This window comes from Rhizobium sp. 268 (genome assembly GCF_036571585.1).
GTDB lineage: Bacteria > Pseudomonadota > Alphaproteobacteria > Rhizobiales > Rhizobiaceae > Rhizobium > Rhizobium redzepovicii.
In genome coordinates, this window is record NZ_JAPPSO010000026.1 from 21,845 (window position 1) to 42,792 (window position 20,948).

Annotated in this window: 20 protein-coding genes; 16 read left to right on the top strand and 4 right to left on the bottom strand. The window is 61.7% G+C overall.

Features of this window, described 5'->3' with window-relative positions; translation table 11 throughout:
* Window positions 1–201: 201 nt before the first annotated feature.
* The 6 genes from OS035_RS30860 (at window position 202) to OS035_RS30885 (ending at window position 4,421) form a co-directional block, all read left to right on the top strand.
* Window positions 202–1,083: a peptidylprolyl isomerase gene (locus OS035_RS30860; RefSeq protein WP_097629802.1), complete on the top strand. Its 882-nt coding sequence runs from the start codon at window positions 202–204 to the stop codon at window positions 1,081–1,083.
* Between the two features lie 115 nt (window positions 1,084–1,198).
* Window positions 1,199–2,440: a bifunctional glutamate N-acetyltransferase/amino-acid acetyltransferase ArgJ gene (argJ, locus tag OS035_RS30865; RefSeq protein WP_097629821.1), complete on the top strand. Its 1,242-nt coding sequence runs from the start codon at window positions 1,199–1,201 to the stop codon at window positions 2,438–2,440.
* Window positions 2,421–3,227 (top strand): GNAT family N-acetyltransferase, encoded by an 807-nt coding sequence (locus OS035_RS30870; RefSeq protein ID WP_097629801.1) that lies wholly within the window; start codon window positions 2,421–2,423, stop codon window positions 3,225–3,227. Before argJ ends, OS035_RS30870 begins: the two co-directional genes overlap by 20 nt.
* Window positions 3,224–3,637: an 8-oxo-dGTP diphosphatase MutT gene (gene mutT, locus OS035_RS30875; protein ID WP_097629800.1), complete on the top strand. Its 414-nt coding sequence runs from the start codon at window positions 3,224–3,226 to the stop codon at window positions 3,635–3,637. Before OS035_RS30870 ends, mutT begins: the two co-directional genes overlap by 4 nt.
* A 229-nt stretch (window positions 3,638–3,866) precedes the next feature.
* Window positions 3,867–4,184: a hypothetical protein gene (locus tag OS035_RS30880; RefSeq protein WP_003582564.1), complete on the top strand. Its 318-nt coding sequence runs from the start codon at window positions 3,867–3,869 to the stop codon at window positions 4,182–4,184.
* 69 nt (window positions 4,185–4,253) lie between these two features.
* A complete protein-coding gene (locus OS035_RS30885; RefSeq protein ID WP_003590018.1) occupies window positions 4,254–4,421 on the top strand; it encodes a Flp family type IVb pilin in 168 nt (55 codons plus the stop codon).
* 69 nt (window positions 4,422–4,490) lie between these two features.
* On the opposite strand, the gene OS035_RS30890 is transcribed toward OS035_RS30885, so the two are convergent.
* Window positions 4,491–5,375, bottom strand: coding sequence for a methyltransferase domain-containing protein (locus OS035_RS30890; protein WP_097629820.1), 885 nt, complete (start codon window positions 5,373–5,375; stop codon window positions 4,491–4,493).
* A gap of 77 nt (window positions 5,376–5,452) precedes the next feature.
* Here OS035_RS30890 and OS035_RS30895 point away from each other — a divergent pair, with 77 nt between their 5' ends.
* The 4 genes from OS035_RS30895 to OS035_RS30910 are packed head-to-tail and all read left to right on the top strand — an operon-like array spanning window position 5,453 to window position 7,811.
* A complete protein-coding gene (locus tag OS035_RS30895) occupies window positions 5,453–6,229 on the top strand; it encodes a ComF family protein (RefSeq protein WP_097629799.1) in 777 nt (258 codons plus the stop codon).
* A gap of 31 nt (window positions 6,230–6,260) precedes the next feature.
* Window positions 6,261–6,518 carry a glutaredoxin 3 gene (gene grxC / locus OS035_RS30900; RefSeq protein WP_097629798.1) on the top strand — a complete coding sequence of 86 codons (258 nt, stop codon included), beginning with the start codon at window positions 6,261–6,263 and terminating at the stop codon, window positions 6,516–6,518.
* A gap of 10 nt (window positions 6,519–6,528) precedes the next feature.
* Window positions 6,529–7,386, top strand: a complete 858-nt coding sequence (locus OS035_RS30905) for a carbon-nitrogen hydrolase family protein (protein WP_097629797.1) — start codon at window positions 6,529–6,531, stop codon at window positions 7,384–7,386.
* On the top strand, window positions 7,383–7,811 hold the full coding sequence (locus OS035_RS30910; protein ID WP_097629796.1) for a DUF1178 family protein: 429 nt from the start codon (window positions 7,383–7,385) through the stop codon (window positions 7,809–7,811). Before OS035_RS30905 ends, OS035_RS30910 begins: the two co-directional genes overlap by 4 nt.
* A gap of 28 nt (window positions 7,812–7,839) precedes the next feature.
* On the opposite strand, the gene ubiG is transcribed toward OS035_RS30910, so the two are convergent.
* Window positions 7,840–8,586, bottom strand: a complete 747-nt coding sequence (ubiG, locus tag OS035_RS30915; protein ID WP_097629795.1) for a bifunctional 2-polyprenyl-6-hydroxyphenol methylase/3-demethylubiquinol 3-O-methyltransferase UbiG — start codon at window positions 8,584–8,586, stop codon at window positions 7,840–7,842.
* 296 nt (window positions 8,587–8,882) lie between these two features.
* On the opposite strand from ubiG, the gene OS035_RS30920 reads away from it, so the two are divergent.
* From OS035_RS30920 to clpB, 6 genes are all read left to right on the top strand, one after another.
* Window positions 8,883–10,157, top strand: a complete 1,275-nt coding sequence (locus OS035_RS30920; RefSeq protein WP_012559094.1) for an aspartate kinase — start codon at window positions 8,883–8,885, stop codon at window positions 10,155–10,157.
* 89 nt (window positions 10,158–10,246) lie between these two features.
* Window positions 10,247–12,514: a phosphoenolpyruvate--protein phosphotransferase gene (gene ptsP / locus OS035_RS30925; protein ID WP_097629794.1), complete on the top strand. Its 2,268-nt coding sequence runs from the start codon at window positions 10,247–10,249 to the stop codon at window positions 12,512–12,514.
* Window positions 12,515–12,543: 29 nt separating this feature from the next.
* A complete protein-coding gene (prfA, locus tag OS035_RS30930; RefSeq protein WP_097629793.1) occupies window positions 12,544–13,623 on the top strand; it encodes a peptide chain release factor 1 in 1,080 nt (359 codons plus the stop codon).
* Window positions 13,620–14,480 (top strand): peptide chain release factor N(5)-glutamine methyltransferase, encoded by an 861-nt coding sequence (prmC, locus tag OS035_RS30935; RefSeq protein ID WP_097629792.1) that lies wholly within the window; start codon window positions 13,620–13,622, stop codon window positions 14,478–14,480. The genes prfA and prmC overlap by 4 nt, the downstream gene beginning before the upstream one ends.
* A 343-nt stretch (window positions 14,481–14,823) precedes the next feature.
* The gene (locus tag OS035_RS30940) at window positions 14,824–15,546 is read left to right on the top strand and encodes a DUF4167 domain-containing protein (RefSeq protein ID WP_097629791.1); all 723 of its coding nucleotides are present in this window, start codon (window positions 14,824–14,826) and stop codon (window positions 15,544–15,546) included.
* 250 nt (window positions 15,547–15,796) lie between these two features.
* Window positions 15,797–18,397 carry an ATP-dependent chaperone ClpB gene (gene clpB / locus OS035_RS30945; RefSeq protein WP_097629790.1) on the top strand — a complete coding sequence of 867 codons (2,601 nt, stop codon included), beginning with the start codon at window positions 15,797–15,799 and terminating at the stop codon, window positions 18,395–18,397.
* 189 nt (window positions 18,398–18,586) lie between these two features.
* Here the strand turns inward: clpB and OS035_RS30950 are convergent, their stop codons facing one another.
* Both OS035_RS30950 and OS035_RS30955 read right to left on the bottom strand, forming a co-directional pair.
* Window positions 18,587–20,527, bottom strand: coding sequence for a M23 family metallopeptidase (locus OS035_RS30950; protein WP_097629789.1), 1,941 nt, complete (start codon window positions 20,525–20,527; stop codon window positions 18,587–18,589).
* A gap of 233 nt (window positions 20,528–20,760) precedes the next feature.
* The coding region (locus OS035_RS30955) for a hypothetical protein (protein WP_331814882.1) at window positions 20,761–20,948 on the bottom strand (188 nt) is incomplete at its 5' end.

The following is a 20,948-nucleotide window of genomic DNA, read 5'->3' on the forward strand; positions in this document are numbered from 1 at the left end:
GCGGCCCAGCCGAAAATCAGGCGCGCGCCTTAAAACGCCCGGAAACTGTTCTGGACGCGAGGTTGCGTGACAGATAAGAGGGGGGTCGAATGATGTCAACGGATTTGGCGGATACAGAAAGGCCACAATCCGGTGTTGATGGCTATTTTGGGCCGATTCAGGCGATGCTGAAACCGGCGATGTAACTGTGAAGGGTATTTCATGTTGAGCACCAACAAACTTGCCGTTCTGGCTTTCGCAACTGTTGTTGCGTTCCAGGCCCCGGCCTATGCCGATGACGCCGTCATCGCCAAGGTTGGCAATCTGGAGATTCACCAGTCGGAACTCGACCTTGCCGTCGCTAATCTCGATCCGCAGCTGGCGCAGCTGCCCGACGACCAGAAGAAAGTCGCAGCCCTTTCCGCCGCCATCGACGTGAAGCTGCTCGCCGCCGACGCTGCGGCCGAGAAGCTCGATCAGACCGACGAATTCAAGAAGCGCATGCAGTATCTCACGGACCGCGAGCTGCACAACGCCTACTTCAAGAAGCATGTCGTCGACATCGTGACGCCTGAAGAAGTCAAGGCTCGCTACGACAAGGAAGTCGCCGCCCTGCCGAAGCAGGAGGAAGTCCACGCCCGACATATCCTCGTCAAGACCGAGGACGAAGCCAAGGACATCATCAAGCAGCTCGACGCCGGCAAGGATTTCGCCGAACTCGCCAAGGAAAAGTCCACCGATCCGAACAAGTCGGAAGGCGGCGACCTCGGCTATTTCTCGCGCGGCCGCATGGTCAAGGAATTCGAGGACGCAGCCTTCGCGCTTGAGAAGGGCACCTATTCCAAGACTCCGGTTAAAACCGATTTCGGTTATCATGTCATCAAGGTCGAGGATAAGCGCGACGCCCCGCCGCCGCCCTTCGAGCAGGTGCAGGACCAGGTTCGTCAGCTCGTCATGCGCGACAAGTATCTTGAGCTTCTGAATAAGGCGAAGGCCTCGGCCAAGATCGAAATCAGCGACGAGACGCTGCGCAAGGGTTACGACCAGGCCAACAAACAGCCGGAACCGGGCAGTGAGCCCGTCGCGCCGGCGCCGAAGCAGTAATAGTCGCATCAGGGCCCGGTTTTTCCGGGCCCTTTAATATCGTTGTTGTTGTCGCATTTCCGGACGGCGAATCGTTTTCGATTCCGCCTGGAAATGCCCATTGGCAGGTTTCATCATGTCCGGTTCCGTCTCTCCGCTCGCCCCGAAATCCTTCGTCTCGATGCCGCCGCTGCGCGGCGTGCGCATGGCAACGGCTTCCGCCGGCATCAAGTACAAGAACCGCACCGATGTGCTGCTGATGGTCTTCGACAAGCCGGCGGCCGTTGCGGGCGTCTTCACCCGCTCGAAATGCCCGTCGGCGCCGGTGGATTTCTGCCGCGCCAACCTGCCGCATGGCAGTGCGCGTGCAGTCGTTGTCAACTCAGGCAATGCCAATGCCTTCACCGGCCTGAAGGGCCGCCAGGCGACTGCACTGACGGCGAAGTCGGCAGCATCAGCTGTCGGCTGCGGCGAAAATGAGGTCTACATGGCCTCGACCGGCGTCATCGGCGAGCCGCTCGACGCCACAAAATTCGCCGGCGTGCTCGACCGGATGCAGACCGAAGCCACCGGCGACTTCTGGTTCGAGGCCGCCAAGGCGATCATGACGACCGACACCTATCCCAAGGTTTCGACCCGCAGCGCCGAGATCGGCGGCGTTGCAGTGACGATCAACGGCATTGCCAAGGGTGCCGGCATGATCGCGCCCGATATGGCGACGATGCTGTCCTTCGTCGTCACCGATGCCGATATTGCGCCCGCCGCGCTGCAGGTGCTGCTGTCCGATGGCGTCGGGCCGACCTTCAATTCCATGACCGTCGACAGTGATACCTCCACATCCGATACGCTGATGCTGTTTGCGACGGGGGCTGCGGCCGAGGACGGCCAAGCCCGTATCGAACGCGCCGACGATCCGCGCCTTGCCGCTTTTCGCGCCGCGCTCAACGAAGTGCTGAAGGATCTGTCGCTGCAGGTGGTGCGCGACGGCGAGGGCGCCACCAAGATGCTCGAAATCACCGTGACGGGCGCCGAGAGCGATGCCGCCGCCAAGCGCATCGGGCTGTCGATCGCCAACTCGCCACTGGTCAAGACGGCGGCCGCCGGCGAAGACGCCAATTGGGGCCGCATCGTGATGGCTGTCGGCAAATCCGGCGAGATGGCCGACCGCGACCGGCTCGCCATCTGGTTCGGCGATGTCAGGGTCGCCGTCAATGGCGAGCGTGACCCGGATTATTCCGAGGCTGCGGCCACTAATGTCATGAAAGCGCAGGATATCCCCGTCAAAGTCGATATCGGTCTCGGCACCGGCACGGCAACCGTCTGGACCTGCGACCTCACCAAGGAATATGTTGCGATCAATGGCGACTATCGGAGCTGATCGTTCGTTGGTGCAGACATCCATCTCTTCTCAGAATCTGCCGTTGGTGCGCAGGCTGGAGGCCGTCGGCTTTCGTGCCTGGCCGGCGGCATCCGTCCAATATGACGGCAGCTGGCAGGTGCGGCTGACGGCCGGCCACCCGTCCAACCGGCTGAATTCGATCGTGCCGCTCGATCCCTCGGACTATCGCGACGTCGAAATCCGCCTGGAAAAGGCAAGCCGGAAATTCGAAGCCTATGGCCGCACCGCCGTGGTCCGCCAGACGCCGCTTGCCTCGCCGGTGCTGATCGATCTTCTCCGCGCGCAGAACTGGAAGCAATTCGACGAGACGGTGGTGATGACCTGCGACCTGGCCGAGGCCGAGCTGCCAGATACGCTCGATCACCTGCCGACCCATGATGTCGGACGTTTCGTTGACGCCAATCTTGCCGTCGACCGGGCGCCACTGAGTTTGAAGCCGGCGCTTGCCGAAATCATTTCGGCGATCAAGCCGCCATCGGGCCTGTTCATGATCGAGAATGCGGCGGACGGGCCGCTGGCGACCGTGCTCTGCGTCCAGGACAACGATCTTGCCGGCATCATGTCGCTTTCGGTCTCCGAAACGCGGCGGCGCGAGGGGCTCGGCACCGAGATCCTAACCTCGGCGCTGCGCTGGGCGCGCATGCGCAGCGCGCGATCGGCCTGGCTGCAGGTGAAACTGTCCAACCGTCCGGCCATCACACTCTATGAACGGCTCGGTTTTCGCGACGCCTATCACTATTGCTATTGGCAGCAGGAGCCGCGATGAGCGAGGCAGGCCGGAAAATATTGCTGGTCGCCGCCTGTGCGCTGATCGATGCCGATGGGCGTATCCTCTTGGCACAGCGTCCCGAGGGAAAGTCGCTTGCTGGATTGTGGGAGTTTCCCGGCGGCAAGGTCGAGTCCGGCGAGACGCCGGAGGAAACTCTGGTGCGCGAGCTTGAGGAAGAGCTCGGCATCAAGACCAAGATTGCCTGCCTGGCACCGCTGACCTTTGCGAGCCATTCCTACGAAACCTTCCATCTCTTGATGCCGCTTTATATCTGCCGGCGTTATGAAGGCATTCCGCAGGGTCAAGAGGGCCAGGCATTGAAATGGGTGCGCCCGCAGGCGCTGCGCGATTACCCGATGCCGCCGGCTGACGAGCCGTTGATCCCGATGCTGCAAGATCTACTTTAAACCGCGTCTCGTTGAACTTGATTCGCGCGACGCGGTTCAAATTTAATTGCATGGCATGTCGTTATCCTGGAGCCGCGGCCCACTTCCGGACGACATCCATTAGCGTTACCTGATTATTATCACGCCACGGCGTTTTCGGCTGTGGATATTAATGGATCGTTTAACACCTTCTGCCAAAGATCGGCCTCAATCAAGCATCTGGCGTGCGTGTATTAAAAGGCTTGACGTCATGGACGATGATTTCTGGAAAGCTGTCCGGGAAAAGGAACGGGTTTCGTCTGCCTCGCGCAGGACGGGTGCGCTCAATATCGCCCTTTTGTTCGGCACGGCGGTGGTCGCCCTGACGCTTATCCTGACACCGATGCTTGCGGATTCCTCGAAGAAGAGCGTCTTTGCCAGCGCACCGGCGGAATTCGATACGATGACGACGGGATCGATCCCGAAGAGCGAAAGCGGCAAGCGTTATACGATCCGCCGCAGCGTCCTCCAGGATACGCCCGGCTCTGTCTGTGTGGTCCAGGGCTACGGCGTCGGCGCCGGTTGCTGAAAATGCCGGCCATCACGTGATGGTCGTGGAATGCTCGTTTGCTTTCAGTTTGCGCTAAGGGTTGGGGTAATGCGTATTTTTAAAGCATTTCTTGCGGACGACGCAGGTGCGACGGCGGTCGAATACGGCTTGATCGCCGCTATCATTTGCACCGCGCTCGTCTCCGGCCTTGGCTTCTTCACCGGCGCCTTGCAGAACGTCTTCAACGTGATCAACAACAATATGACCGTCAACTGAAGCAGCAGTTGGCTCAACTGTTGCAGCGTGATGTTGTCCGAAACCGCTCACAGTTTTCGGCGTCGCGCTCTATTGCCTGAGCTTGTGCTCGTCCACGTTGAGCGCATCGGCAAGGCGTGCCTTGGCCGAACCCGGCTGAAGTGGCTTCTGCTGGCTCTCGTGGGGAGCCCACCCGGAGACATAGATGATCGAAAAGGTCGCGCGAATACGTCCGTCGGGATCTGAATAGCGCTCGGCGTAGATCTCTGCCGCGCGCAGAAAGAAGGCACGCGTCAGCGGTATGCGGCTGCGGGCGGCAAGCGGATTGCTCATGCCCATGGCTCGGAGATCCCGCATCAGCGGAAAGAGCGAATCATAGCGTACCGTGTAGTTTTCCGCGTCGATCACCGGCAGCGTGAAGCCGGCGCGCTGCATCAGGCTGCCGATATCGCGCACATCGGCGAAGGGAATAACGCGCGGGCTTGCGCCGCCTGTCATCTCGACCTCGGCGGCGAGCAGCACGTCGCGCAGTTCCTGCAGCGTGCCGGCACCGGGGATCGCAGCCAGGAACAGGCCGTCCGGCTTAAGGGCGCGGCGGATCTGGATGAAAACACCAGGCGTGTCGTTGGTCAGGTGCAGGCTAAGTGGCGCAAGGACGAGATTGGTCGATTGCGGCTCGAGCGGCACATCTTCGAGCGGCGCCTCGGTCAAGGTTTCGCCTTGGGTCGCATAGGCCTTCTCGCTTTCGACACGGATCATACTGCCGATCTTGCCGGTCGCCAACGCGGCACGGGCGGCGGCTCCGGTCGTGCCATGCAGTTCGACGCCGGTTTCGAAGGTCCGCTCGACCACAGCAAGCCTCTCGGCCATTTCCTCGGCGGCGATATCGAGCAGGAAGGCGGCTTTCGGGTCGTTATTGGCAAGCGCGCGATGGCGATGCGCGGCGATCAGGGTTTTATCGAAGATCGTTTCCATAACGATGTCCTTAATCCCGCTCTGTAGCAGCGGCAAGGCGATTTTCCTTTCGCGGAGAACAGGCTACTCTCTGCCGCATGGGGCCGATCGATGGCGAAACACGGGTGGAGTTCTTGCGGGCGCAGCTCTTGCGGCCGTTTTCGGCGCTTGCCGATTTTCTCTATCCGCCAGCCTGTTCCGTCTGCGGCATTTCCACCGGCGGCCATCGCGGGCTCTGCGCGAAATGCTGGTCCGGCATCCGCTTCATCGAACGACCCTATTGCGAGGTGCTCGGCATTCCCTTCTCGCACGATCTCGGCGCCGGCATCCTCAGCGCCGAGGCGATCGCTAACCCGCCGCCCTTCGACCGGTTGCGGTCGGCGGCAACGCACGACCGTGCGGTGCGTGATCTCGTTCATCGGCTCAAATATCGCGATCGCACCGATCTGGCGCCGATGATGGCCGCCTGGATGCTGCGCGCCTCCGACGGGACGGTTGAAAGCTGCGACACGCTGATCCCGGTGCCGCTGCACCGTACCCGGATGCTGGCGCGCAAATTCAACCAGGCAGCCGAACTTGCCCGTCACATGGCAAGGCTGTCAGGCAAGCCGCTGCTGGCCGCCACGCTTATTCGCGTCAAGCGCACCAGCCAGCAGGTCGGCCTCGGCGCGAAGGCGCGCGAGGATAATGTCAGGAGCGCTTTCGCGATTGCCAAGGGTTGCGAAAACGACATTTTCGGCAAGCGCATCGTCCTCGTCGACGACGTCTACACGACTGGAGCGACGGTCGCCGCGGCAAGCCGGACGCTGCGCAAGGCAGGTGCGGCCGACATAACGGTTTTGACCTTTGCAAGGGCTCTCTCCGAGCCTATATGACAGAAATACCCGGCATCCGTCTGGAGAGATTATGGTACCCGTCACCATCTATACGCGGCAGTTCTGCGGCTATTGCACCCGCGCCAAGTCCCTTCTCGAAGAAAAGGGCGTAGATTACGTCGAGCACGATGCGACATATTCACCGGACCTTCGCCAGGAAATGATCGGCAAGTCGAACGGCCGCACCACCTTTCCGCAGATCTTCATCGGCGCCGATCATATCGGCGGCTGCGACGATCTGTTTGCGCTCGATCGGGCCGGCAAGCTCGATCCAATGCTGGCGGCCTGAGGACGAACCGATGAGCTTCAAGGCCGCCGCCGTCCAGATGTGCTCCGGGGTCGACCCGCTTAAGAACGCCGCCGCCATGGCGCGGCTGGTGCGCGAGGCTGTCGCCCAGGGCGCGACCTATGTGCAGACGCCTGAGATGACCGGCATGCTGCAGCGCGACCGCGCGGCGGCGCGTGCGGTGCTCACAGACGAGACGCATGACATCATCGTCAAGACCGGCTCCGAACTCGCCCGGGAACTCGGCATCCATATGCATGTCGGCTCGACCGCGATCGCCCTTGCCGATGGTAAGATCGCCAATCGCGGCTTCCTGTTCGGCCCCGACGGCAGGATCCTCAATCGCTACGACAAGATCCACATGTTCGATGTCGACCTCGACAATGGCGAGAGCTGGCGTGAAAGTGCCGCCTATACGGCCGGCTCGGAGGCGCGCGTCTTGTCGCTGCCTTTTGCCGAAATGGGCTTTGCGATCTGCTACGACGTGCGTTTTCCGGCGCTCTTCCGCGCTCAGGCGGTTGCCGGTGCCGAGGTGATGACGGTTCCGGCTGCCTTCACCAAGCAGACCGGCGAGGCGCACTGGGAGATCCTCCTCAGGGCGCGCGCGATCGAGAACGGCGTCTTTGTCATTGCCGCCGCGCAGGCCGGCCGGCACGAGGACGGGCGCGAGACTTTCGGCCATTCGATGATCGTCGATCCCTGGGGCACGGTGCTGGCCTCGGCCGGCGCCACCGGCGAGGCGGTCATCATTGCCGAGATCGACCCCAGCGCCGTCAAGGCCGCGCATGACAAGATCCCGAACCTCAGGAACGGCCGGGAATTCTCGATCGAAAAGATTGCGGGGGCAGTCGCCGGAGGCGTCGCCGCTTGATCCGCTATTCCCTCACTTGCGACAATGCCCATGAATTCGAAGGCTGGTTTTCTGAAAGCGCCGATTTCGACCGCCAGGTCGCGACCGGTTTCTTGACCTGCCCGGTCTGCCATTCCGCCGCCGTCTCCAAGCTGTTGATGGCACCTTCGGTATCGACGGCACGCAGGAAGGACGAGAGGCAGACGCTGGCGATGGATGCCATGCGCCAGGAGGCACTGCAAAAGCTCAAGCAAGCGGTCGCGGCGGTCAAGGCCAATTCCGAGGATGTCGGCACGCAGTTTCCCGAGGAAGCCCGCAAGATCCATTATGGCGAGGCGGATGCCCGCGGCATTATCGGCCAGGCGACGGTCGACGAGGCGCAGGCGCTGCTCGAAGAGGGCATCGAGATTGCTGCCATTCCCGTGTTGCCCGAGGATGTGAACTGACGTCCGCGCGTCTGGCCTTCCGGTGGAGTTATGCAGACCGCTTGGCCAACAGCATATAATTCACGTCCATATCTTTGGACAGGTTCCATTGGTTCGACAGCGGATTGAAGAAGACACCGGTGCGGTCGGTGATCTCGATGCCGCTTGCCGTCAATGGCCTTTCCAGCTCTTCTGGGCGCACCAGCTTCTCATATTGGTGGGTGCCGCGCGGCAGCCAGCGCAGAATATTCTCGGCGGCGAAGATGGCAAGGGCTGCCGCCTTCATCGTGCGGTTGATGGTCGCAACGAAGATCAGGCCACCGGGGCGGACCATTTTTGCGCAGGTCGTCATGAAGAATTCGACGTCGGCGACGTGCTCGACCACTTCCATGTTCAGAACGATATCAAAGGTTTCGCCGGCGTCGGCGAGCTCCTCGGCGGTGACGGCGCGATAGTCGACCGAAACGCCGGAGGCCTTGGCATGGGTCGAGGCGATGCCGATATTCTTCTCGGACGGATCGGCGCCGGTGACGGAAGCGCCCATGCGGGCGACAGGTTCGGACAACAGGCCGCCGCCGCAGCCGATATCAAGCACGCGCAGACCTTCCAGCGGACGCGCGCTCTTCGGATCACGGCCGAAATTCTCGCAGGCCTTGTCTCTTATATAGGCGAGGCGGACGGGATTGAATTTGTGCAGCGGTTTGAACTTGCCGGTCGGGCTCCACCATTCCGCTGCCATCGCCGAGAAGCGGTCCACTTCGCCCTGGTCGATCGTGCTTCTGGCGCCTTCCGTCATCGTCCACTCCTTCGTTCGCAGGATGTGAAGTCGGACGATCGGAGGCATAAGTCAAGGGGCGCGGACCAGAGGACTGAGGAGCGCGGAGCTGCTCGCCAACCGCTTTTGTCGTGCGCGCTTGCCTCCCCCCGCCAAACTCGCTAAGAGACGCCGCAACTTGGGGCCTTGGGGACCCGGGCTTTTAGAGCGGTTCCAGAAGTCGGGAGCCGGCTCTCCGGCCAAGCGGTCCGCCCCAGAGCTTTCGTGATGCCGGGTCCGGTTTTCCGCTTTCCCGGCGCCAGTCGTGGTAGAGGCATATGGCACGCATCGTAATGAAATTCGGCGGCACGTCCGTCGCTGACCTGGACCGCATCAAGAACGTCGCCCGCCATGTCAAACGCGAAGTCGACGCCGGCCACGAGGTGGCGGTGGTGGTGTCGGCCATGTCCGGCAAGACCAATGAGCTGGTCGGCTGGGTGCAGGGCATGCCGAAGGTGATCGGCGCCAATTCGCCGTTTTACGATGCGCGCGAATATGACGCGGTGGTCGCTTCCGGCGAGCAGGTAACCTCGGGACTGCTGGCGATCGCTTTGCAGGCGATGGATATCAATGCGCGCTCTTGGCAGGGATGGCAGATCCCGATCCGCACCGATAACGCCCATGGCGCGGCGCGGATCATGGAGATCGACGGTTCCGACATCGTCAAGCGGATGGGCGAGGGGCAGGTTGCCGTCATCGCCGGCTTCCAGGGACTGGGACCCGACAACCGGCTCGCGACGCTTGGCCGCGGCGGATCGGACACCTCGGCCGTCGCGATCGCGGCGGCTGTCAAGGCGGATCGCTGCGATATCTATACAGATGTCGACGGCGTCTACACAACCGATCCGCGCATCGTGCCGAAGGCGCGCAGGCTGAAGAAGATCGCCTTCGAGGAAATGCTCGAAATGGCCTCGCTCGGTGCCAAGGTGCTGCAGGTGCGCTCGGTCGAGCTCGCCATGGTGCACAAGGTGCGCACCTTCGTGCGCTCGTCATTCGAAGATCCCGATGCTCCGGGCATGGGCGATCTGCTAAACCCGCCCGGAACGCTGATTTGTGACGAGGATGAAATCGTGGAACAGGAAGTAGTCACCGGCATCGCCTATGCCAAGGATGAGGCTCAGATCTCGCTTCGCCGTCTTGCCGACCGGCCGGGCGTCTCCGCGGCGATCTTCGGGCCGCTCGCCGAATCCCATATCAATGTCGACATGATCGTCCAGAATATCTCCGAGGACGGGTCGAAGACCGACATGACCTTCACGGTGCCATCGGGCGACGTCGAGAAGGCGATCAAGGTGCTTAGCGACCATAAGGAGAAGATCGGCTACGATGTCGTGCAGAACGAATCGGGGCTGGTGAAAGTCTCGGTCATCGGCATCGGCATGCGCAGTCACGCCGGCGTTGCCGCTACCGCATTTCGTGCACTTGCCGAAAAAGGCATCAACATCAAGGCGATCACCACCTCCGAGATCAAGATTTCCATCCTGATCGACGGTCCTTATGCGGAACTGGCTGTCAGGACTTTGCATTCCTGCTACGGTCTGGATAAGAATTGATTCCCAGTGGGCGGCCTGCCCCTTCAGGTTGAGGAGACGAGGGCCGGCCCGCCGGGACTGAGTGCTTTGTTTCGGGAGCTTGAGACGCCATGAGAGACCTTTCCGGCGGTCCGCGCGTGCTGCTCAGGCGGTTGCGCGAGTTGATGGCGGAGCCGCTGGAGCCGCAGGATCGTCTTGACCGGATCGTCCGCCAGATCGCCGGTAACATGGTGGCCGAGGTCTGCTCGGTTTACGTGCTGCGCGCCGATGGCGTGCTCGAACTCTATGCCACCGAAGGCCTCAACCGCGAAGCCGTGCACCTGGCGCAATTGAAGATGGGGCAGGGCCTGGTCGGCACGATTGCTGCCTCGGCCCAGCCGCTGAACCTTTCCGACGCACAGTCGCATCCTGCGTTCCGCTACCTGCCGGAAACCGGCGAAGAGATCTACCATTCCTTCCTCGGCGTGCCGATCCTTCGGACCGGGCGCTCGCTCGGCGTTCTCGTCGTGCAGAACAAGGCGAGCCGTACCTATCGCGAGGAAGAGCTGGAAGCGCTCGAGACGACGGCGATGGTGCTCGCCGAGATGATCGCCACCGGCGAGCTGAAAAAGATCACCAAGCCGGGCCTCGAACTCGACCTGACGCGTTCGGTAACCGTCGACGGCGACACGTATAATGACGGCATCGGCCTCGGTTACGTCGTGCTGCACGAGCCGCGCATCGTCGTCACCAACCTGCTCAACGAAGATGCGGAGAAGGAAATCCGGCGGCTCGCCGAAGCCATGGGCTCGCTCAGGATCTCGATCGACGACATGCTGTCGCGCCGCGACGTGTCGATGGAAGGCGAGCACCGCGAGGTGCTCGAAACCTATCGCATGTTCGCGCATGACCAGGGCTGGGTCCGCAAGCTCGAGGAGGCGATCCGCAACGGCCTGACGGCGGAAGCGGCGGTCGAGAAGGTGCAGAGCGACACCAAGGCGCGGATGATGCGGTTGACCGACCCCTATCTGCGCGAACGCATGCATGATTTCGAGGATCTGGCGAACCGGCTGCTCAGACAATTGACCGGGTATACCGGGCGGACGACCGCCGAAGGTTTCCCCAACGACGCGGTCATCCTGGCGCGCGCCATGGGGGCGGCCGAGCTGCTCGATTATCCGCGCGCCAATGTGCGCGGGCTGGTGCTGGAAGAAGGCGCGGTGACGAGCCACGTGGTGATCGTTGCGCGGGCCATGGGTATTCCGGTTATCGGCCAGGCGGCCGGTGTCGTGGCGCTCGCCGAGAACGGCGATGCCGTGATCATCGACGCCGACGAGGGGCATGTGCATCTCAGGCCGATGGCCGATCACCGACGTTCCTACGAGGAAAAGGTTCGCTTCCGCGCCAGGCGGCAGGAGCAGTTCCGGGCGCTGCGCGCCGTCGAGCCGGTGACCAAGGATGGGCAGCGGATCGCGCTGATGATGAATGCCGGGCTGTTGGTCGACCTGCCGCAGCTTTCGGAATCGGGTGCCGAGGGCATTGGCCTCTTCCGCACCGAACTGCAGTTCATGATCGCCTCCACCATGCCGAAGGCGGACGAGCAGGAGCAGTTCTATCGTAATGTGATAAAACAGGCGGCGGGCCGCCCCGTCACCTTCCGCACGCTCGATATCGGCGGCGACAAGGTCGTGCCCTATTTCCGCGGTCACGAGGAAGAAAATCCCGCACTCGGCTGGCGCGCCATCCGGCTGTCGCTCGACCGGCCGGGGCTGTTGCGCACCCAGCTGCGCGCCCTCCTGAAGGCTTCGGCCGATACCGAGCTGAAGCTGATGGTGCCGATGGTGACCGAGGTTTCCGAGCTGAAGGTGGTGCGCGAGCTGCTACAGAAGGAAGTGCAGCATCTGTCGCGTTTCGGCCACGGGCTGCCGCGCAAGCTGCAATTCGGAGCGATGCTGGAGGTGCCTGCACTGCTTTGGCAGCTCGACGAGCTGATGGAGGCGGTGGATTTCGTTTCGGTCGGTTCGAACGACCTTTTCCAGTTCTCGATGGCGGTCGATCGCGGCAATGCGCGGGTCTCGGACCGGTTCGACCCGCTCGGCAAACCGTTTTTGCGCATTCTGCGCGACATCGTGCGCGGCGCCGATCGGAACAGGACGCCGGTGACGCTTTGCGGCGAACTCGCCAGCAAGCCCATCTCGGCAATGGCGCTGCTCGGCATCGGCTTCCGCTCGATCTCGATGTCGCCGGCCTCGATCGGACCGGTGAAGGCGATGCTGCTCGGGCTCGATGTCGGGGCGCTGGCAACGGCGATGGCCGAGGTGCTGGACGATGTCCACGCCACGACGCCGATGCGCGAGGTGCTTGCCCGCTTCGCCGAGAGCCACAATATTCCCCTTTAGGCAGACGTTAAGAAGAATCGGAGTGAAGGGTGGCGAAGCTTCCCGTTGAAAAGATGCGCGAGCTGGAACGCCGTTTTGGCGAGATCGAAGCGCGCATGTCGGCCGGCCCGGCTGCCGACGTCTATGTGAAGCTCGCATCCGAATATTCCGAGCTGCAGCCCGTCGTGACGAAGATCCGCGCCTATGAGAAGGCGAATGCCGAGCTTGCCGATCTCGAAACGCTGCTCGAGGACAAGTCGGTCGACCGCGAGATGCGCGACCTTGCTGAGCTGGAGCTGCCCGAGGTGAAAGAGCAGATCGAGGCGCTCGAGCAGGAGATGCAGATCCTGCTTCTGCCGAAGGACGCAGCGGACGAAAAGAGCGCGATCCTCGAAATCCGCGCCGGCACGGGCGGATCGGAAGCAGCCCTTTTTGCCGGCGATCTCTTCCGCATGTATGAGCGTTTTTCGGCGGAGAAAGGCTGGAAGGTGGAAGTGCTCTCGGCAAGCGAGGGCGAAGCCGGCGGTTACAAGGAAATCATCGCGACGATCACCGGCCGCGGGGTCTTTGCCAAGCTGAAATTCGAATCCGGCGTGCATCGCGTGCAGCGCGTGCCTGAGACCGAGGCAGGCGGGCGCATCCACACGTCGGCGGCAACGGTTGCGGTGCTGCCCGAGGCCGAGGAGATCGACATCGAGATCCGGCCGGAGGATATCCGCATCGACACGATGCGCTCTTCGGGTGCGGGCGGCCAGCACGTCAATACGACGGACTCGGCGGTGCGCATCACCCATCTGCCGAGCGGCATCGTTGTCACCAGCTCGGAAAAATCGCAGCACCAGAACCGCGCCAAGGCGATGCAGGTGCTGCGCTCCAGGCTCTACGATGCCGAGCGGCAGAGGGCCGACAGCGAGCGGTCGGCCGACCGCAAGAGCCAGGTCGGTTCCGGCGACCGCTCCGAACGCATTCGCACCTATAATTTCCCGCAGGGGCGCATAACCGATCATCGCATCAATCTGACGCTCTACAAGCTCGATCGGATGATGGAAGGCGAAATCGAGGAGGTCGTCGATGCGCTGATGGCCGATTACCAGGCAAGCCAGCTGGCGCAGCTCGGCGAGCAGCAATGAGCTCGACGGTTGCCGATACGCTCGCCGAAGCACGCCGCCGCTTCACCGAGGCGGGTATCGCCGACCCGGCAACCGATGCGCGCTTGCTTGTCGCGGGCCTTCTGAAACTATCGCCGACCGAGCTTTTGACGCGATCGGCCGAGAGGCTTTCGTCTGAGCAGGCGGAGGTGATGTCCAAGGCGGTCGAGCGGCGGCTCGGCCATGAGCCGGTGCACCGCATTCTCGGCGAGCGGGAATTCTACGGCCTGCCGCTTGTCCTTTCGGTGGAAACGCTGGAACCCCGGCCGGATACGGAAATCCTGGTCGATACGGTGCTTGCCTATCTCAAGGACCTTGCAAAGACACAAGGCCATCTCCATATCCTTGACATGGGAACCGGGACCGGGGCGATATGCCTTGCGCTTTTGAGCGAATGTCCCGATGCGTCGGGTGTCGGAAGTGACATATCGGCGGATGCACTTCGCACAGCAAGATCGAATGCAGAAAGAAACGAGTTGCAGGATCGTTTTCAGGCCGTGCAGTCGAGATGGTTCGAGAGCATCCAGGGTTCGTTTCACGCGATTGTCTCAAATCCGCCCTATATTGCTTCCAATGTTATTCACGATCTCGCTCCCGAAGTGACGAAATTTGATCCGGTCGCAGCGCTGGATGGCGGCCCGGATGGGCTTGACGCCTACCACGCCATCGCCAAGGATGCGGCAAGGTTCATGAGGCCCGGTGGGGTCGTCGGGCTGGAAATCGGCTACGATCAGCGCAACGATGTGATGGCGATCTTTGAAGCGAAAGGCTTCAAGTGCCTCAAATCCGTAAAAGATTATGGTCAGAACGATAGAGTGCTCGTGTTTGCGCTCGCGTGACAGGCGATAATCGCTGCATTGAGCGGGACATTCTTGTTATTGCGAAGAAAAGGCTTGGATTTCCCAGGGAAGCAATATAGGTTGCGGTCACGTGTTGGGCAGATAGGAATGAACGAGATTCGTTCGGTACTTGGTTTGCCTCGGGGGTCCGCTCTTTTAAACGAGAGTTTCAACGGTTGAACACGACCCAACGCGTGAATCAGTCAAACTGACTTGAGAACCAAGCGGCAGGTCGGCGCAAAGGCGCAGTATGCTCGCGGCACAAAGGTCCTGACCCGGTTTTCCGGTCATGGCGGTTGGTGCCATGTATCCATCACAAACAGAGAATTCAGGTGAACGATCTATGAGGCCAGGACAGCAGAACAAGCGCGGTCGAGGGCGTGGTAACAACAATAATAACAACGGCGGCGGTGGAAATAACAATAATAACAATTTCAACCGCAAGGGCGGCAATCCGCTGACCCGGACCTATGACAGCTCCGGCCCCGATGTGAAAATTCGCGGGACTGCCCAGCATATCGCCGAAAAATACGCCCAGCTTGCCCGCGATGCTCAAAGCTCCGGCGACCGCGTGATTGCCGAGAACTATCTCCAGCACGCTGAGCATTATAATCGTATCATCGCCAGCGCCCAGGCGCAGATGCAGGAACGCTTCCAGCGCGACGATCGCGGCGAGTATGATCGCGATGGTGCAGACCGCGACGGTTCGGATCGCGACGGCGACGATATGGATAACAACGACAATGACGGCGACGATGTCGTTATCGTCCAGCCGCCGCAGAACAGGCAGCAGCATCGGCCGCAGGCACAGCCGCAACCGGCGGCTGCACCGGCGCCCCAGCCCGAGGTGATCGACGGAACCGGCCCGCAGCCGGAGATCGAAGGCATTCCGGCCGAGGTCGCCATGGACGAGGAAGGCTCCGCCGGCCAGCCGCGCCAGCCCCGCCGCCGCAGCACCGGCAGCCGTCCCCGTCGCCCGCGTCGCGGCGCTGAGGGCGAAGCCGCCGCCGAGGGCGAGGGTGCCTCCGGCGAGGCGCCGGTTCTGGCCGACGCCGCATCGGAATGAGGATTTCGCTTCTCCTTCGAGGGAGGCGCGAGGTTCATGCCATCTGTTAGAATTGCAACGAAAATCCCCGGCCTCGTGTCGGGGATTTTCGTTTTGTCGGCTCTTTAAACTCGCAGAACAGGGTACCATATTCTCCTCGACTGCTTCGCTCAAATCAGAGATGGGTGAAGCGCGGCCTGCCTTTTCAGGGGGTCGATCTCAATCATCGGTCTGCGCCTCATCAGGGCAGAGCGATCCATGGAGGTAGAATATGAATATCGAGAAATATTCCGAACGGGTGCGCGGCTTCATCCAGTCGGCGCAGACTTATGCGCTGGCGCAGGGTCACCAGCAATTTACGCCCGAACATGTGCTGAAAGTCCTGCTTGACGACGATCAGGGCATGGCCGCCTCGCTAATCGATCGCGCCGGCGGTGATGCCAAGGCTGCCCGCCTTGCCAATGACGCGGCGCTGGCCAAGCTGCCGAAAATTTCCGGCGGCAACGGCAACATCTACCTGGCCCAGCCACTCGCCAAAGTGCTTTCGACCGCTGAAGAGGCGGCAAAGAAGGCCGGCGACAGCTTCGTCACCGTCGAGCGCCTGCTGCAAGCGCTGGCAATCGAATCCTCGGCTTCGACTTTTTCGACGCTGAAGAATTCAGGCGTGACGGCGCAGGGTCTGAACCAGGTCATCAACGACATTCGCAAGGGCAGGACGGCGGATTCGTCCAATGCCGAGCAGGGTTTCGATTCACTGAAGAAGTTCGCACGCGATCTCACCGCCGAGGCCCGCGAGGGCAAGCTCGACCCGGTGATTGGCCGCGACGACGAAATCCGCCGCACCATCCAGGTGCTTTCGCGCCGCACCAAGAACAATCCGGTGCTGATCGGCGAGCCCGGTGTCGGCAAGACGGCCATCGTCGAGGGACTGGCGCTGCGCATCGTCAACGGTGACGTGCCGGAATCGCTCAAGGACAAGAAGCTGATGGCGCTCGACATGGGCGCGCTGATTGCCGGCGCCAAATACCGCGGCGAATTCGAGGAGCGGCTGAAGGCCGTGCTCAATGAGGTTCAGGCTGAGAACGGTGAGATCATCTTGTTCATCGATGAGATGCACACGCTGGTCGGTGCCGGCAAGGCGGATGGGGCGATGGACGCCTCCAACCTTCTGAAGCCCGCACTTGCCCGCGGCGAGCTGCATTGCGTTGGCGCGACCACGCTCGATGAATATCGCAAACATGTCGAGAAGGATCCGGCGCTTGCCCGCCGCTTTCAACCGGTCGTCGTCGACGAGCCGACGGTCGAAGACACGATCTCGATTCTGCGCGGCCTCAAGGAAAAATACGAGCAGCATCACAAGGTGCGCATCGCCGATGCGGCGCTGGTGGCGGCGGCGACGCTTTCCAACCGCTATATCACCGACCGTTTCCTGCCCGACAAGGCGATCGACCTGATGGATGAGGCGGCGGCGCGGCTGCGCATGCAGGTGGATTCCAAACCGGAAGAACTCGACGAACTCGATCGCCGCATCATTCAGCTGAAGATCGAGCGCGAGGCGCTGAAGAAGGAAACCGACGTCGCCTCGGCCGACCGGCTGAAGCGGCTGGACACCGAATTGACCGGCCTCGAAGAGGAGGCCGATGCGCTGACGGCCCGCTGGCAGGCGGAAAAGCAGAAGCTCGGCCTTGCCGCCGATCTCAAGAAGCAGCTCGACGATGCCCGCAACGAACTGGCGATCGCCCAGCGCAAGGGTGAATTCCAACGGGCCGGCGAGCTGACCTATGGCGTCATTCCCGATCTGGAAAAGCAGCTGGTCGACGCCGAAAAGCAGGATGGCGAACGCGGCGCGATGGTGCAGGAGGTGGTGATCCCCGACAACATCGCCCACGTCGTTTCCCGCTGGACCGGCATTCCGGTCGACAGGATGCTGGAAGGTGAGCGCGACAAGCTGCTCCGGATGGAAGACGAACTGGCGAAATCGGTGATCGGCCAGGGTGATGCGGTTCAGGCCGTGTCGCGTGCGGTGCGCCGTGCGCGTGCCGGCCTGCAGGATCCGAACCGGCCGATCGGTTCGTTCATATTCCTCGGCCCGACCGGCGTCGGCAAGACGGAGCTTACCAAGGCGCTCGCCCGCTTTCTCTTCGACGATGAAGCGGCGATGGTGCGCATGGACATGTCGGAATACATGGAGAAACACTCCGTGGCCCGGCTGATCGGTGCGCCTCCCGGCTATGTCGGTTACGACGAAGGTGGAGCGCTGACGGAAGCCGTGCGCCGCAGGCCCTATCAGGTCGTGCTGTTCGACGAGATCGAAAAGGCCCACCCCGATGTCTTCAACATCCTGCTGCAGGTGCTGGACGACGGACGCCTGACGGATGGGCAGGGCCGAACTGTCGATTTCCGCAACACGATGATCATCATGACCTCGAACCTCGGCGCCGAATATCTGACGCAGCTCGCCGACGGTGACGACAGCGATACGGTTCGCGAGCAGGTGATGGAGGTCGTGCGCGGGCATTTCCGGCCGGAATTCCTGAATCGCATCGACGAGATCATCCTCTTCCACCGCCTGAAGCGCGAGGAGATGGGCGCGATCGTCGATATCCAGCTGAAACGTCTGGTGGCGCTGCTCTCCGAGCGCAAGATCGTCATCGACCTCGACGAGGACGCCCGCCATTGGCTGGCGAACAAGGGTTACGATCCGGTCTACGGCGCAAGGCCGCTGAAGCGGGTTATCCAGAAATTCGTGCAGGATCCCCTCGCCGAGCAGATCCTGTCCGGCCAGGTGCCGGACGGATCGACGGTGAAGGTGACGAATGGTTCCGACCGGCTGCAGTTCAGGACTGGTCAGACGGTGAGCGAAGCGGCATAGGCCGATTTTGCCGGATGAATGAGAAATGGCGGCTTCGGCCGCCATTTTTGTCTGGCGGGTGCGAAACCACGCAAGGGTTAAAGCATGTCGCGCAAAAGTGTGCAGCGCTTTTTGCGGCAACGTCATGCGTAAAAACAAAGAGCCAAAGTGTAGGGAGCGAATCTGAAAGATCGCCACGCGCTTTAGCGATTATTTGCTCGCCACCTGGTCGGACGTCTGGTTGTTCAGCAGCGTATCGATACGCTTGCGCTCGTCCTCGAATTTCGCCAGCGCCTCACCTTGCAGCGATTTGCCGCCCGGCAGGCGGATGCGCAGGGGATCGACCTTGGTGCCGTTGACGATCAGCTCGTAATGCAGATGCGGTCCGGTGGACTCGCCCGTCGTGCCGACCCAGCCGATCACCTGGCCCTGGCGGATCTTGGCGCCGGGGGTAACGCCCTTGGCGATGGCGCTCTGGTGATTGTAGGAGGATTCATAGCCGTTGGCGTGACGGATAATCGTCTGATTGCCGTAACCGCCAGAATCCCAGCCGGCTTTTTCCACAGTGCCGTTGCCGGCAGCGATGATTGCGGTGCCGCGGGGTGCCGCCCAATCGACGCCGGTGTGCATGCGGGCGAAACCGAGGATCGGGTGACGGCGCATGCCGAAGCCGGATTTGAAAATGCCGTTCGGGACCGGGTTGCGCAGCAGGAACTGGCGGATGCTTTTACCGTTCTCGTCGAAATAATCGACCGTGCCGTCCTCCGGATCCTGGAAGCGGTAGAAGCGTGTCTGCGTATCGCCGAAACGGGCGTTAACGTAGAGCAGCTCGGAATCCTCGGTCGCCTGGCCGGCGCTGTCGGCGACGGAGAAGAAGGCTTCGAGACTGTCGGTAGGCCTCAACTGCGCCTGGAAATCGACATTGCTGGCAAGCAGCTTGATAATCAGCGCCGTCATATCCTTGGTCATGCCGTAGGAAAGGGCAGCGCGATAGATGCCGTCATAGACGCGCGGCAGGTTCTGGCCCGGCGGCGGCGCGAAGGAATTGTCATCGAAGGCGGTGGCGATGGCATCCAGCATCGGCGGTTCGCTGCCGGGCACGTATCTGCCCTTGTCGTCGACGGCGACGGTAACGAGATGGCGGGTGCCGCGATAGACACTGGCCCGGATGATCTTTGCCTGTTCGCCCTTCTGAATGATGCCGATACGCAGCACGTCGCCCTTGTCGAGATCGGTGGAACCCAGTTGTTGCGAGATAAAACCGGCAATGCCGTCGGCATATTGCTGCGGATAGCCTGAATCCGTCAGCGCCTTGGCGATCGGCGTGTCGGCGCGGACCGGCAGGATGTCGTCGGCGAATTCCTCGGTCTGCGGCGTGATCGATTCCGATGCGGAGACGGTCATGTTCTGTTCGAGCACACGGGCGGAGAGACCGGCGGTCAGATCGACATCGGCATCCTCGTTGGAGAAACGGCGCGGATCGACGTAATAGAGGGCCGCAAGCTGGGTGTTGCCGTCCGTCAGCACCGAGCCATTGGAGCGCACATTCTCTTCGACCTCCTCGAGCGACAGGCCGGACGCCATCTTCATGCTCGTCTTGCCGGTCGGGAAGGAAACGGTTTTCAGGCTGACTTCGGATTCGACATCGGAGCCGTAAATCGCGCCGGTGCGGCTTTGCGGGGCGGGCTGCGGTTCGTCGGCGGAAAAGATCGCCAGGGGATCGAAGTCGGGATAGTCCTCGGTCGCCACGTGGTTGGCGGCCAGCGTCATCTTCACATGCGCGAAGGGCTGGCGGCGTACGACTTCCTTTTCGCCGTCGTGGACGACTGTGGAAACTTCCATGATGGCCCGGTCGGACGGTTTTGCGGCGATGGCAGGCGCGATCAGCCTTCCGCCGCGCACCACCGTCGTATCTTCGTGCGCGTCTGCCGCAGCACTTGCATAGGCTTCGGCGGGGATTGCCAGTTGCTGGCGGCCGTCAAGGGCGGCAAAAAGCGCGACGCCCATCAGGACCGAGGATGTAATGCCGGTGAGGAACGTACCCGAGAGCCAGCGGAGAGACACTTCACGGCGGTCGGGCGCACGCCTGCCGTCGGCCAGAAGCGGAGGCTCGTTGCCTAACGAGCGGATCATCATTTTCTCCGTCATCATGGCAGTCGGGTCCGCGTCCTTACATTCGACGTCTCTGGAAGCATTTCTCGGCCATCCTGGCTGGGGCGAAAGATGTGCATATTTTGGGCATGGAAGTCAAATCGCCCAGGGAAAGGCAGTCTGCCTGCATTTGCCTGTGTGAATCATGTGTCTCTTAAGACCAGCAGATTGTGATGATGTCGGGGCGCCGAGGAGACGAAAGAGCATTCTTCCCCGGAAAAGTCGAAGAAGGTTCATTTTTCGAGCCATGTCAGGCCGGTCGGAATCCGGGAAACTACCGCATTTCCCAGTCGTTGGAAAATTATCATTTGAAAACAATTGCATAAAAGAAAAATCAGTTTTTTCGAAATGGCCTGTTGACTGTTTGGGAGGGTTAGTTCTATAAGCCCACTCACTGAACGAGGGCGGCGGCGCTGCTGGC